Below are 14,908 nucleotides of genomic sequence, written 5' to 3'. Positions count from 1 at the left end.
AAAAAAAACAGGGCAAACTGCTGAGTTTCAACCAGACTATCTTGCCCGGCGTTTATGCCGTCAGGTTATCACTATGAAGCTCAGATTCTTTGCTCTTCTTTTTCTGGCTGGAGCCATTTCACTGGTGCAGGCCAACAGTCACACCATTCTGATGGCTGATGCCTGGCTGGATGTGAAGTCCGGCCAGCTGAACTACCCGGGAAATATTGTCCTGTGCGGTTCCCGTATTTCAGCCATAAACCCCGATACACTTCCTGAAGGCGTCACTGTTCATCTGCCCGGACATACTCTGCTGCCTGGCCTTATTGACTGCCACACTCATTTGACCCGAAATATCGTCCCTGGCTGGCGCGAACAGGCTGTCAGGGAAAGTGAAGCCGACTGGGCCTTACGGGGAGTCGCCAACGCCCAGCGAACTCTTCTGGCAGGCTTTACCACGGTAAGGGATCTGGGCTCCTACCGTTTTGCAGATCTGTCGCTTATGCGGGCAATAGACCGGGGCTGGGTCGATGGACCGCATATGATCTCCTGCGGCCATGCAATCTGCGCAACCGGAGGACACTGTGATTTCTCCGGGTATGTCCACGGCACACTGGTACCACGCCCCGAATATGGTCATGCCGATGGTGTGGCTGAGATTTTAAAGGCCGTGCGCTACCAGATCAGAATGGGGGCACGTGTGATCAAGGTCACCGCCAGTGGTGGGGCCATGTCAGATGGCACTCTTGAAGGCAATATCTCCCAGGATGAACTCAATGCCCTGGTTCAGGAAGCCCATCGCTTTGGACTCAGGGTTGCCGCCCATGCACACAGTAGCTCTTCAATAAAGTCAGCTGTCAAAGCAGGAGTTGATTCCATTGAACACGGTTTTTTGATTGATCAGGAAGCTATCGATATGATGCTGGCTCATGGCACATGGCTGGTTCCCACCTATTCCATCAGCCATATGCTGCGGGATATTGAATTATCACCAGCAGGCGTGACGAACGCGACCCGACTGGCGAATGAAGTGACGAAGCGGTTACGGCAGGCTGTCAGCTCTGGAGTTAAATTCGCGTTTGGAACAGATGCAGCTGTTCTCCCTCACGGCAGAAATGCTGAGGAATTTGGCCGACTGGTGAATGAGCTGGGCATGACACCTCTTCAGGCGCTGCAAAGTGCTACAATCAATGCCTCGGACTTGCTGGATCTGCCAACAAGAGGGCAGCTTCTTCCCGGATATGAGGCAGATATCGTCGCCACACTAGGAAATCCCCTTGAAGACATATCTCTTCTTGAGCAGATTGGTTTCGTTATGAAGTCCGGGCGTATCTATCTGCAGCTCTAGCAGTCTGTTCGCATTCTGTAGATAGAGACATACAGGCCGACATAAGAGGAACAGTAACTGTCAACGGGAGACAGACAGTGACCAGGTTCCTGCCAGCCTTTTCAGCCTTTATTTCGCTGCTTTTTCTGCAACTGCCCAACGCCTATGCGGCCCCGGATGGGCAGTACTGCCTCAGCAACAGGCTTGCCCGGGTAACCGATGCTCTGTTCCACAACACAGCTATTGGCATCAAAATCCGGGATGCAGATGGGAGCATTGTGACTTCAGGAGCTTACGGCTCTCCCTACCACCTGAAATGGCAGTCCAAGGATATCTGCTTGCCCAGCAAAACTGGGGGAGAGCTGGAAATTTACTCCAGAGAGATCGGCAATAACCAGTGGTCTTTGCTCCGCAGCTACAATATCAGCTGGCTTGATGGTATCGATATTGAGTTTCACAGATCAGGTCGCTGGGATGAAAGATTCGGTATCAACCTTAAACATGCCCCCCCCAAACAGAGCCCGACTCCGGATGCAGACAGCTGGATGGAAGCTGTCGCCAGGGCTCAGCCAGATATACGCTTTGATCAGCTTTGTATTCCAGGTGCCCATATCACAGGCACCCATGCCCAGAACAGTCGCAGCCAATTGGCTCTTCCGGCAACCGGGGAGCGGATCAATTACTACGGATACCTTCGCCAGCTTCCCGGTTTCACCCCAAAACTGGCCAAGTACTACTTCTCATCATGGACCAAGACCCAGGCCCGTCCCGCTGGTGATCTGTTAAATCTTGGAATCCGTTATCTGGATTTAAACCTGATGGTGGTCGGCAGTGATGATGAAGACAGCCACTTCGAAGTCGTCACTGCTCATGGTCTGAGGGGGGCCAAGCTCAGCAGTATCCTTGACGATATTCAAGCATTCCTGGAAGCCAATCCCAACGAGTTCATTATCCTGGATATGCAGCCACGTCCCAAAATGCCCTCTGCATTTGTTGATCTGATTTACAACGCGGTTGAGGCCAAGCTGGGGGCCCAGGGGCTTCTACTCCCGCCAGAGATTGGTACCAGTTTTGTACTTGCTGAGCAGCTGAAATCCAAAGGCCGGATCATGGCACTGGGTCCGCAGACATCTGAGAGAAAGGAATGGATGTGGAACCCCGATACACTCTCTCACCTGAATGCAGAACATAATCGATCAGACCTGTTGCGTAAGGAGCTGGCTGCAGAAGCTGCCAGGGAGCAGAGAAAAGGTCTGGTTCTGGTACCGCTTTACCTGACACCGAATGTCCAGGATTTCACTCTCAACCCACTCAATATCAGCACACTGGAAAAGTTGAATAAGACCCTTCGCTGGCCTGATGGAATAGCCAGATATACCTCCAATGCCCTGCGCTCCCAGGGAAACAGCATCAACATTGTCAGCATGGATTATGCAGATCAGCACAGAATCTACGATTTCTGTCTGGCAGAAATGAACCGCGCACACCCAACACCAACCAGATCACAGAGCCCAGAGCAAAACCAGGAACCGGAAGGCAGTGACCAGATCAACAGCTATAAGCCTGATACGCCGATTGACGAATCACCGGAGGATGAAAAGGAATATCCTCCAGAAGTTATTACGCAACCCGACAGCAGCTCTGAGACAGATAGCTCTGGACAGACAGAGAAATCTGACGCTTAGGTTGATTGATTCAAGATTGCTTCAAAGGTTTGACCACATCTGCAAGACCATTGACGTGTAGCTCCAATGCCAGCGCCAGAAGCCGTCCCAGCTGACCTTCTGGCAACCCTTTGCGCTGAAACCAAAGCAGGTACTCTTCAGGTATATCAATTAAAACCCGTCCCTTGTATTTGCCAAATGGCATTTCCGTACGGGCGAGCTTTAGCAGGTCATTCTGGTCAAACATGGAACACGGACTTCTGGAAAATATTTATCATTTATAAAACAGTTGTGGATATCAACCAACCGTTATAGCCTGTCGACGTTGGAGAAACCCATAAAACATATGCATGGGCACCGTCTTATAAATAAAAAACGGTGCTCTACCGGATAACCCAAAACAGCCACGGGCCGGCAATACCCATCCCAGCGATAACAATGCAGGGTATTTCCACTAACGCCTCTAAAGGCCTCTATAAAAAGGGGAAGCGCTTATGTTCAAGGCTATTGATGCCTTCACACCCGCCTTTTTTGAACAGCATCCGGATACGATCCGACAGCTGATTTCTCCCCACTATGCCATTGATGAATCATCGTGGCTGCAGGAATTACTGCAACAGCTGGAGCCTGAAGGCAACGAACGCAGCGTCATCGCCAGTAAAGCCACATCCCTGATCGAACAGGTTCGCGCCAGTGATAATGCCATCCATATGATTGATGCGCTGTTACTTCAGTACAGTCTCGATACTCAGGAAGGCATTCTCCTGATGTGTCTGGCAGAAGCCCTGATGCGTATTCCTGATCCGGCAACAGCCGATGCCCTGATAAGGGATAAACTCAGCGTTGCCGACTGGAAAAAACACCTGAGTCAAAGTGATTCAATGCTGGTTAACGCTTCCACTTGGGGGCTGATGCTGACCGGTAAAGTTGCCTCTCTCGATTCCAGAGAAGATGGCTCGCCATCCAATATCATCAACCGTCTGGTTAACAAGATGGGCGAGCCGGTGATCCGCCAGGCCATAAACCAGGCCATGAAGATTATGGGCAAGCACTTTGTCCTGGGTCGTACTATTGAAGAAGCTTTAAAAAACGGTCTTTCACACAGAGAAAAAGGCTATACCTACTCTTTCGATATGCTGGGTGAAGCGGCCCTGACAGCCGGGGATGCCGAAAAATATCTGGAAGATTACCTGGCCGCCATCAAGGCTGTGGGGGCGGCACCAGAAGTTGAAGGCTCTCCCCGGCCAGGTGTATCCATCAAACTTTCCGCACTGCATCCCCGCTTTGAAGTGGCCCAGAAAGAACGGGTATTGAATGAGCTGGTCAGTGATGTTCTGTTACTGGTTCGGACCGCCAAACAGCTGAATGTCGCCATTAACCTTGATGCGGAAGAACAGGATCGCCACGAGCTGTTCCTGCAGATCTTTGAACGTGTCTATCAGCATCCTGACTGCAAGGGCTGGGGAAACTTTGGTCTTGTGGTTCAGGCCTACGGCAAACGGGCACTCCCCACCCTTTGCTGGTTGAACGCTCTTGCCCGGGAGCAGGGTGACACTATCCCTGTCCGCCTGGTGAAAGGTGCTTACTGGGACAGCGAGATAAAGCTGAGCCAGCAGAACGGCTACCCCGGTTACCCGGTTTATACCCGCAAAGAGGCGACAGACGTAGCCTATCTTGTCTGCGCCAGGTTCCTTCTGGGTGAAGAGGCTCAAAAGAATATCTACCCCCAGTTTGCTACCCATAATGCTCATACTGTGGCCAGCGTACTTTGCATGGCAGACCATGATCATTACGAGTTCCAGCGACTGCATGGTATGGGGGATGCACTCTATAACCTGGTGATCAGTAATGAAAAGCGGCCAGTGCGTATCTATGCCCCGGTCGGCAGCCATAAAGACCTGCTTCCCTATCTGGTCAGACGATTACTGGAAAACGGTGCCAACTCATCCTTTGTGCACCGTCTGGTCGATAACAACACTCCGGTTGAATCACTGGTTCACCATCCTGCAGATACGTTACTTTCACGCAAAACACTGGCCAACCGTCATATTGCCTTACCGCCAGATCTATTTGGAGAAAGCAGGAAAAACTCTGCAGGTATCAACATTGATATTGAGTCGATCAACCAGCCTTTTGAAGAGAAGGTACAGAGTTTCCTATGCAAACAGTGGACAAAGGGGCCAATAGTCGATGGCAAGCTGCTGGAAACTGATGATATTTCTGACATCAACAATCCCTTCCAGACCAGCGATGTGATTGGCCAGATTCACTGGAGCGATGATGAGATTATTCAACAGGCTATAGCGAGCGCCCGTGATTTCTTCCCCGAGTGGAACAACACCCCTGCCGGGAACCGGGCCAGAGCTCTGGAGAAACTTGCCGACCTTCTTGAGGATAACCGGGAAGAACTGGTTGCCCTTTGTCATAAAGAGGCTGGCAAAACCATCCATGATGCCATTGATGAAATCCGGGAAGCTGTCGATTTCTGCCGCTATTACGCTATCCAGGCCAGGGAGAAGTTCTCTGATGTGATGGTTATGCCTGGCCCGACCGGTGAATCAAATGAACTGAGGTTATGTGGCCGTGGAGTCTTTCTCTGTATCAGCCCGTGGAACTTCCCGCTGGCGATTTTCCTTGGCCAGGTGACAGCAGCACTGGCAGCCGGAAATACCGCTATTGCCAAACCAGCCGAGCAAACCAGTCTGATCGCTGCCCGAGCTATCGAACTGATGCTGGAAGCCGGTGTTCCCGGCCAAGCTATTCAATTACTTCCCTGTGAGGGTTCTAAAGCTGGCAGCGCACTCGTCTCACACCCTGATATTGCAGGGGTCGCCTTTACAGGTTCCACGGAAACAGCCCGCCTGATTAACCAAACCCTGGCAAACCGAAGTGGGCCGATCATTCCGCTTATCGCTGAAACCGGCGGACAGAATGCCATGATCGTCGATTCTACTGCCCTGCCGGAACAGGTGGTTAACGATGTGGTGAAATCAGCCTTTGGCAGTGCTGGTCAGCGTTGCTCTGCTCTGAGGGTGCTTTACGTGCAGGAAGATATTGCTGACCGCATTATCGAACTGCTTCAGGGAGCCATGAAAGAACTGGTATTGGGAGATCCAAGCCAGCATTCAACAGATATTGGCCCAGTGATTGATGAGCGGGCCCGTAAAGGGTTAATGGCTCATATCAGGCGAATGAAAAAGGATGCCACACTGGTCGCAGAGTGCTCACTAACCAGTCAGACCGATATGGGGCACTTTGTGCCGCCAACGGCCTTTGAGATTCGTACTATCGGACAGCTGGAAAAAGAACATTTTGGCCCGATCCTGCATATTATCCGCTACAAGGCCAAAGAGCTGGATAAAGTGATTGAGGAGATCAACAGTACCGGCTTTGGCCTGACTCTGGGCGTACACAGCCGGAATGAAGTGACTTCAACCCGGATTCAGCAAAGCGTCCATGCCGGTAATGCCTATATCAACCGCAACCAGATTGGTGCAGTTGTTGGAGTACAGCCTTTTGGAGGGCAGGGCCTGTCAGGCACAGGACCAAAAGCCGGTGGACCTCACTACCTCTATCGATTTGCGACTGAGAAAACCCTGACAGTGAATACAACTGCAGTTGGTGGTAATGCTACTTTGCTTTCACTTGGAAATGAAAACTGATTGACATCTTGCTTCTGCAATGATTCTGGGGAAATCCCGGAATCATTTCCTCGATCGTGCGCTTGATTCCTGTCTAGACTTTCACTCCCTGGTTGTGGAAATAGGAAGTCTTGCCCTATGCGCGGATACAGATATAAATGGCTGGCCGCAATACTTATAACAGTCGTTCTCTCTCTGTATGCCGAATTTGATATGGCCATGATACGAGCGCCAGCAAGAGAGCAACCACCCCAGCATAACCAGCCCCCCAAGCCCAAGCCCAGAACACCTTGGGCTCATCTATGGATTCAAAAACTACCTCCCGAGCTGCAGCCTTTCGCTGCCTATGGGCTGGGAGCTGACCTGGATCAGCTTGCAGAACGCATTGCAGAACGCATTGCAGAAGATAGTCACAAAGACTACAGAGAGTTATTGCCGAACAAATTGGTTTCGGAGGAAGAGAAAGCACTGATAGGTGCCATTTTGCGGCTGGATATCCTTTTACCGGAAAGGTTCCAGTCAAAGCATTTCAGCAAACGAAGACTCATCAGGGAAACGGGGTTGGCGGTGAGTATGCTCTCTGATGTTCTTCCCAGCCCGGAAGAGAGAACAAAACTGTCACAGCGTTTAGAATTCCTGAAACTGGTCATCAGAATTAATCCTCTGGCCGAGCAGGCAAGTCCAAAATTCCATGAACGTTTGAAGGCCGTCAACTTGCCCTCTGAGGTAGTAGATTCAGCATTTTTTAAATTCTCATTGGGGTTTCAGATACTTATTGCCCTGCACCAGAAAGTCCTGAACACTGATCAAATCACCGTTTTTTTACAGAAGGAGGAAGCACCACCAGCATTCTCGGAACGCCTGATCATTGAACTCCTTGAAAACAACCCCGCCACTCGAGACCAGAGTTGGTGGCTCTCCTGGCTATTGGGTGGAGTGGCCAGCGCTGATACCTGGCAAGAAACAATCGAGAGCCTTAATTTTGGCGACTCAGAACCATTACATCACGACATGTCCAAACTCACTTTGCAGGAAACCAGTGATGATCTTGCTCTGATCATGCTGGCCCTGCGCTATACAGACCAATATACAGCCAAGGAAGTTCTTCGTACCCACCCTCGCTATCAAGAATTGTCTGACGAAACTGATGCCAAACTCCGGGCTCGAATCACAGATAAATCCCTCAACAAACGCCTGACACTGATGCATAAGATCAGATCAGTTTCACTCAGTACGCTCCAGCTGGCCATGCAAGACAGCGGAGTTGTTATGGCGGGCTGGCAGCCTCCTGAGAACACATCTACTAGCGGTGGAGAAGATGTCTCATCTCTACTGAACCTGGCCGGCCGACTATTGATGGAGGATCAGTATATCAGTGCTGAAGGGCGTATTTATGAAGTTTTGGAACACATGGCACCAGCTGATTCTACCTATACATCCGAGAGCAGCTCTCCACCCTCTTCACTCAGTGAGTCACTTATTGTAGTTCTAGACAGTACCGGCGATACACTGACTCTGACATTTGAAGAAACGACAGAAAAGGCACGGGGAGCAACAGGCTGTCTTTACCAGGCAAAGGGTTCTGACGGTAAGACTTATGCCGTCAAGTTTACCCATGGCTCAGGGCAGTTAAGTGAAGAGTTAAACTCCATAACGAACCAGGAAGGTAACAGGGAAGTTTCCAGCGCGGCCACAGTCCAGACAATTTTTGGTGAAAAAGTGGAAGGCATGCTTTTTCCTGTAGCCCATGGAACAACGTCTGCTACCGGTGAATCCGCTTCACGATACCTTGTGTATGAATATATTGATGACGGCAGTTTTGAAGAATGGCTTAATTTGCAGTCATCTATACCATTGGAGCTGATTATTGACCTGCTCATCAGCGGCCTTCAGCCCATTGAAACTCTACATACTCACGAAATGCACTTTTCCCATGGAGATATCAGCCTCAAGAATTTTCTGGTCAAAAGGGTCGATTCAACTCTCAGGTTACTTCTGTCAGATTTTGCTTACTGCCTGCCTGAAAACAGAGCCAAAGCAACGGTAGCAGCCTGGACGGGATGTACTGATTCCCCTCTGTATGAAAACTTTGAAGATCAGACTCGTTACGGCATCCACGCAGACATGTACAAACTGGGCAAGACCTTTTCGGCATTAGTTGAGCAATACCACCATAAGTTTCATGTTCAACACGCCCTCAGCTTAAATCACCTTCAACATCTGGCCAGTAGTCTGGTTGAGAGAAAACCCACTCTCTCCGTCAGCTGTCTTATTGAACAGCTTGAAACTATCAAACAAATGGAAAAGCTCGCCGTGCAACAGCTGGGGGCGATAAATCAATCTGTTCACACGAGATTCCAGTTTGTGGAAATTGACGGCAAGCCTGTGGCTGTTATACCACCAAAAGAGGATGCTAATAAAGGATACTTATGCAGTGTCTGCTCCATGCCCGGCTGGACACTTTTCCAGCATCCTCAATGTAACACCCGCCTTTGCGGGAAATATATTGCCTGGGTAAAGCAGCTTATGAGCATGGGATTAACCGTACCTGTACCATTTCTCTCTGAAGATGAGTCTGCTGTCTTTTCTGACTCTGATACATTTACGCAAGACAGAGCCGAGCAACAATCGCTATACAGTGCCACCGAGGCCCGCTGCCTGAATTGTAGTGAACAGGGAAATCTCACAAGAATTCTGAAACACATAGACCAACAACACGGCTCCAGTCCCACAGTTTCTCCAACAGAAACTCAACCATCACTATCAATACCTCCGTTACCCTCGCAGCATTTCGGCGGTATCAGCTGGACTGCACCGCGAACAGTTCCACACTCAGTTCATGGGCCGCTTCTTGATAATATCTATCATTTTATACACGACAACAGCGGCATTCCCTTTCAGGATTTTCATTACTCTGACAGCAGCACGAGTGGCAACAGAGTGACCGGCGAGTCTTTTTCAGCATTAAAAATGATCTGCCGAGACAAGCGTTTTTTACTTTATCTGAATTCAGAGTCAGATGTTGCCAACATGATGACATCCTATGATTTGTTGCAAAAATTCGATCAACTACCTATCAACAAAAGAATTGCCAGCGGCTGGCTGCGAGACAGTCAGGGTCGCACGCGATGGTTTATCTTATTCCAGGGTCATGACTTTGGTTTATGGGGGAATGATCGTTACTATGACCAGATTCAAAAAATGCATCTTAGTGAGAACGACAGGATTCTGGCGGCACTTAAGGGTGGGAAAGAAGTCCTGAAGGCTCTCCGGGTATTTAAGGATTCAGGAATAAACGTCGGCGGAATATTAAATACCGGAATTCGTTTCCTGGAAAGTGGAGAAGCCATTATCCACCTCCGCTCACCCGTGCCAGTTCAAAACATGAGTGGAGTTTGCCACGATGACGCCAAGCTTCCATTAATCATCACTTACCTGTTGCTTAGCGGCAATAAAGACGAAATAGTCCGACAGCGTAATTGGTTCGATCTAATACAACACATCAAAAAGTTAAGCCCTTTGCGTGACCTGGAATCGTTCGAAAAGTTAAACCTGGGTCAGCTTCCTATTCCTGCCAGCAATATAGAACGAATGATTCGAGTGGTTGGGAATATATTAAACTGGGCAGATAACTCATTACAACGCCAAACAAAGCCTTATCTTACTTTTGAAGATCTGGAGACCTTTTTTGAATACTTTATCAACCTGTTTTCAAAGCCGGTTGACTGTGTCTTCACCGAAAAACCTGGCACTACTGCCCAAAGAAAACATGTTCTCAAGCGCATAAGCTCACACTCATTGTCAGATGCTTATCTGAGCACCCTTCGATACTTTGGAGAAGGCTGGCGCTGTGATATTTGCAAAAAGAATTATACCGATGACGCCGAACTTCAGACACAGGATGTGTTTACATGCATGGAATGCTTCACTGACCGTTCTGGATGGGATATGTGCGAGGGATGTTACAAAAATTTCACATCGCCGCTCTTTGATGACCAACAGAGAATCAAAGACACCTATTCTTCCCCTCTTGGCTCTTTGAGTTCAAGCAACCATTCAAGCCACTTAACCTATCAGCCTCATCCACCTGCCAACTTCCTTACTGCTTCCTCATATGCAGCAAATTCACTCAATTACGGGCCATCAATATCTCTATCCAGCCTATCAACTGGAGACAGTTACACACCTTCTTGCCCTAAAGAGTCACACTGCTCACAGAGACAACCTGGACTTAGCACTACATATGAGCCAACAGGTCAGTCAGATCATTCACTGTCCTCTCATCAACGTACCCAACAACGGCCTCGAATTCACTCCCACGAACTTATCACAACCAATAAAACTCTTTTTCAACAATGGTGCCAGCAAAGCGGTCGACATATATCCTGGCAATGCCCAGGGCGCCTACAGGGTTATCGCAATGAACCCTGTAGAACAACATTAGAAAATATGAGAGATTACGATTTAATCCATTATTGTCGCACCTGCGACAGTGGACTATGTAATTATTGCAAAGGAACTGTAGAGAACTTCCCATACATCAGACAGCTGATACCTTTCTGCCAGATGCCAGCAACCAGCTCAATGTATAACAAACAGTGGTGATCAGAAGGATCGAAACTGAAGCTCTGCCAATCGCCGGTAAAGGGGAGAGCTGGATAACAACTCATCATGGGGACCTGTAGCGATAACCCTTCCCTTATCCATCACCACTATCCGATCAACATGGGCAATCGTTGCCAGCCGGTGAGCAATAATCAGCGTGGTTCGTCCTTCCATTAACTGATCCAACGCCTGCTGAACATAATGCTCACTCTGGGCATCCAGGGCACTGGTGGCTTCATCCAGAAGAAGAATTCGCGGATCACGCAATATTGCCCGGGCGATAGCCAGCCTCTGTCGTTGACCGCCTGAAACCTTAATCCCCTGCTCACCCAGAAAGCTGTGATAACCATCAGGCATCTGCTGAATAAAATCATCCGCATGGGCGGCTATGGCTGCTCGCTTGATATCCTGATCACTGGCTTCAGGAGAACCATAGCGAAGGTTTTCATAAACGGATGTACTGAACAGAATCGGCTGCTGGGGAACCAGCGCATACCGTTGGCGCACCTGTTCCAGTGCCAGATCGGGTAATGGGTAATTATCAAGAAGTACCTGGCCTGACTTGGGATCATGAAAACGCAGCAACAATTCAAACAGGGTCGATTTTCCAGCTCCGGAAGGCCCGACCAGCGCCACTCTCTCCCCCGGCTCAATCACCAGGGAAATATTATCCAGGGCATTCTGATCCGGCCGTGAAGGGTAACTGAAACTGACCTGATCAAAACGGATTCGCCCTGCCACCGCAGGCAGGGAAACCGGCTCTTTGGGAGAACATATATCAGGTTTAGTCGCCATTAACTCCCGCAGACGGTCTGCGGCTCCTGCTGCACGCTGTAACTCTCCCCAAACTTCCGTCACAGCGGCCAGAGATCCTGCCACCATAATGGCGTAGAAGATAAATGCCGCCAGATCCCCTGCCGTCAGTGCTCCCTGCAGAACATCGCGCCCTCCGATATAAAGCATTCCCGCCACTGAGCCAAGCACCATCACCATAACCAGGGCAACCAGCAGCGCTCTCTGCCGGACACGGCGAAGGGCTACGGTAAAAGCATCCTCAACCGTATGATTAAAACGGTCAATCACCCTCTGCTCACCGTTAAAAGCCTGCACCACTTTAATATGTTGGAGTGTTTCACCGGCCCAGGCACCCACATCGGCAACCTTGCCCTGACTGTCACGGGACAGTTGACGTACTTTTCTGCCAAAGAACAGAAGCGGAAAAATCACCAGGGGAACGACAGATAAGACTATCAGACTGAGTTTCAGGTTGCTGGCAACCATCAAACCCAGGCCACCCACAAATATCAGAACATTACGCAGGGCAAAGGAAACCGATGATCCAATAACGGATTGCAGCAGGGTAGTATCCGTTGTGACTCGACTCTGGATTTCCCCCGACAGATTCTCCTCAAAAAAAGATGGCTGCAGTGTCACCAGATGTTTGTACAAATCACGGCGAATGTCGGCAATAGCCCGCTCCCCAAGCCAGAACACCAGATACATCCGGCAGTAAGCGCCAAGGCTCAGGGCGGCAGCCAGCCACAGAAATACCGTCAGTGCTTCTTCCAGCCCTTCCAGAGAACCCTCTGAAAACACCATATCCACCAGCAGACGTACTCCCTGACCAAGAGCCAGTGTCATCACGGCGGTAAACACCAGTGCAACAAAAGCCCCTAACACCTGCCAGCGATAGGGACGCAGGTAAGACCAGATCCAGCTCAGCATAAAATTCCTGTTTCAATAGCGGGCTCACAGCTACGCTTCCTGGTAACCATATCAACCTCTTCGATTAACTTCACTTCGCCGATCATTATTCTGGATAAAAGAGAATGTTTTCTCTTACAAAAATCACTGAAATGCACCAGAAAACAGCATAAAAATCCTGAAAATGTTTGAACTCTTTTTCATCTGCATCCAGCTGCTTAAAACAGTGATATAAATCAATATTAATCGCACCGATGGGCATATCATTTGCGCAAATTTTTTAGCCTCCTTCCTTTCGGATACGACCGTGGAAATTGATCTTATGGCGCTCTTACACAAGAGTGCGCCGCTTCTGGTTTTTGTTGTCCTCTTTCTTGGTTACAGCCTGGGTAAACTACGATTTGGATCCCTTGAATTAGGAGCTACTTCGGGTGTTCTTCTTGTTGGACTTGTTTTTGGTTATTTCGGATTAACCATGCCCGATGGTCTGGCATCCATTGGTTTTATCCTTTTTATTTTTTGTGTAGGACTTCAGGCCGGACCACGGTTCTTCAGCGTATTTCTTGAATCCGGTTCCAAATATATTCTTCTGGCGGCTTTTGTTGCGACCTGCGGTCTTATTATGACCAAAGTGGCGGTCTACATCACTGGAATGGATAACGCTCTGGCCGCTGGTATGCTGGCTGGCATTATTACCAGTACGCCCACACTGGTCGGCGCTCAGGATGCCATCGGGCAGCTTGCTCCAGCCAATGCTAAAAGCATGATTGAAATGCTCAGTGTCGGTTATGCCATGACATATATTCTGGGCACCATGGTCTTGATTATTGCTGTCCGTTACTTCCCAAAGCTGATTGGTATTAACCTCAAACAGGAATCCGAATGGCTGGCCCGTGAGCGTGGACTTACTGCTGATACCGATACTGTCAGCAAAGGCGACCTGCCAATCGTTCGGGTATTTCGCCTCAGCCAGGAACAGGCGACACAGTTTGATGGCAAAACCCTGCGCCAGCTGAATCTGCACGAAAGAACAGGCTGTCTGGTCGATAAGATCCGCCGCAACGGAAGTGTTTTTGAACCCGACGGTGATACACCTCTACTGGAAGGTGACTCCATTACCATCGTTGGCAAACCGAGAGACTTTATCCGTCTCCCTTATGATCTGGGCAAAGAAGTTCTCGACACCGAGCTGCTTGATTATCAGGTTGAGTACCAGAAAATTGTACTCACTAACCAGCAGTTGACCGGTAAAACGCTCGAAGACCTTGCCATTGATGAGTTCCACCACTGCTTTGTTCACAAGGTGAAACGCTCCCAGATTGAGATGCCTATCAACAAAGGTCTGAAACTTTCAAAGGGTGACCAATTGCTGATCTCCGGTGAACGTGTAAGACTCGAACGCCTGGCACAGCTGCTGGGTTATGAGGAGAAACACTCACATACAACCGACCTTATTACCTTCACTCTGGGTATTGTTGTTGGTCTTTTGATTGGCCAGGTTATCGTCAAAGTCGGCCACATTGATGTCACTCTGGGTAATGCCGGTGGACTGCTGCTGTCGGGTATTATGATCGGTCATATCCGGGCCAACCAGCCAACCTTCGGACAGGTTCCTCCAGCCGCGATCTATGTTCTTTCAGAACTGGGCCTGATGTTCTTTATGGCCAATATCGGCCTGAGTGCCGGTGGCGGGATTATTGATGCCCTGTTTGCTGCCGGTGGCCAGATTATTATGAGCGGCGTCATAATTGAGCTGATGCTGATAGTACTGGCTTACTTCTTTGGTCGCTTTGTTTTGGGATTGAATAAAGCTTTGTTAATGGGTGCAATTACCGGCGCGATGACCTCAACACCAGCCCTGAATATTATTACTGAGGAGGCAGACAGCAATGTTCCTTCTTTGGGATATGCGGGTACTTATACGTTTGCCAATGTGTTTTTGACTTTGGTTGGTACGATTATGATCGTGATCTAAGCCCTAAGACAGA

8 protein-coding genes are annotated in these 14,908 nt (G+C 49.4%); 5 read left to right on the top strand and 3 right to left on the bottom strand.

Going from position 1 to position 14,908, the window contains the following annotated elements; genetic code table 11:
• The coding region (locus M3P05_RS13800) for a metal-dependent hydrolase family protein (protein WP_249700317.1) at positions 1 to 1,327 on the top strand (1,327 nt) is incomplete at its 5' end.
• Positions 1,328 to 1,404: 77 nt separating this feature from the next.
• A complete protein-coding gene (locus M3P05_RS13795) occupies positions 1,405 to 2,991 on the top strand; it encodes a PI-PLC domain-containing protein (RefSeq protein ID WP_249700316.1) in 1,587 nt (528 codons plus the stop codon).
• Positions 2,992 to 3,001: 10 nt separating this feature from the next.
• Here M3P05_RS13795 and M3P05_RS13790 read toward each other — a convergent pair whose 3' ends face one another.
• The gene (locus M3P05_RS13790; protein WP_249700312.1) at positions 3,002 to 3,217 is read right to left on the bottom strand and encodes a DUF3820 family protein; all 216 of its coding nucleotides are present in this window, start codon (positions 3,215 to 3,217) and stop codon (positions 3,002 to 3,004) included.
• A gap of 247 nt (positions 3,218 to 3,464) precedes the next feature.
• On the opposite strand from M3P05_RS13790, the gene putA reads away from it, so the two are divergent.
• On the top strand, positions 3,465 to 6,632 hold the full coding sequence (gene putA, locus M3P05_RS13785) for a bifunctional proline dehydrogenase/L-glutamate gamma-semialdehyde dehydrogenase PutA (protein ID WP_249700311.1): 3,168 nt from the start codon (positions 3,465 to 3,467) through the stop codon (positions 6,630 to 6,632).
• A 117-nt stretch (positions 6,633 to 6,749) separates the two neighbouring features.
• The gene (locus tag M3P05_RS13780) at positions 6,750 to 11,216 is read left to right on the top strand and encodes a protein kinase domain-containing protein (RefSeq protein WP_249700310.1); all 4,467 of its coding nucleotides are present in this window, start codon (positions 6,750 to 6,752) and stop codon (positions 11,214 to 11,216) included.
• Here M3P05_RS13780 and M3P05_RS13775 read toward each other — a convergent pair whose 3' ends face one another.
• Together M3P05_RS13775 and M3P05_RS13770 are read right to left on the bottom strand one after the other, a co-directional pair.
• Positions 11,217 to 12,941 carry an ABC transporter transmembrane domain-containing protein gene (locus tag M3P05_RS13775; protein ID WP_249700309.1) on the bottom strand — a complete coding sequence of 575 codons (1,725 nt, stop codon included), beginning with the start codon at positions 12,939 to 12,941 and terminating at the stop codon, positions 11,217 to 11,219. It lies immediately after the preceding gene.
• A gap of 85 nt (positions 12,942 to 13,026) precedes the next feature.
• Positions 13,027 to 13,182, bottom strand: a complete 156-nt coding sequence (locus tag M3P05_RS13770) for a hypothetical protein (protein WP_249700308.1) — start codon at positions 13,180 to 13,182, stop codon at positions 13,027 to 13,029.
• 45 nt (positions 13,183 to 13,227) lie between these two features.
• Here M3P05_RS13770 and M3P05_RS13765 point away from each other — a divergent pair, with 45 nt between their 5' ends.
• Complete coding sequence (locus M3P05_RS13765; protein ID WP_249700306.1) at positions 13,228 to 14,895, top strand: aspartate-alanine antiporter-like transporter; 1,668 nt, start codon at positions 13,228 to 13,230, stop codon at positions 14,893 to 14,895.
• Positions 14,896 to 14,908: the final 13 nt, after the last annotated feature.

This window comes from Parendozoicomonas callyspongiae (assembly GCF_023502345.1).
In the GTDB taxonomy this organism is placed as follows: domain Bacteria; phylum Pseudomonadota; class Gammaproteobacteria; order Pseudomonadales; family Endozoicomonadaceae; genus Sansalvadorimonas; species Sansalvadorimonas callyspongiae.
Note: the sequence above shows the minus strand (reverse complement) of the source record. Positions and strands in the feature narration are given on the sequence as shown.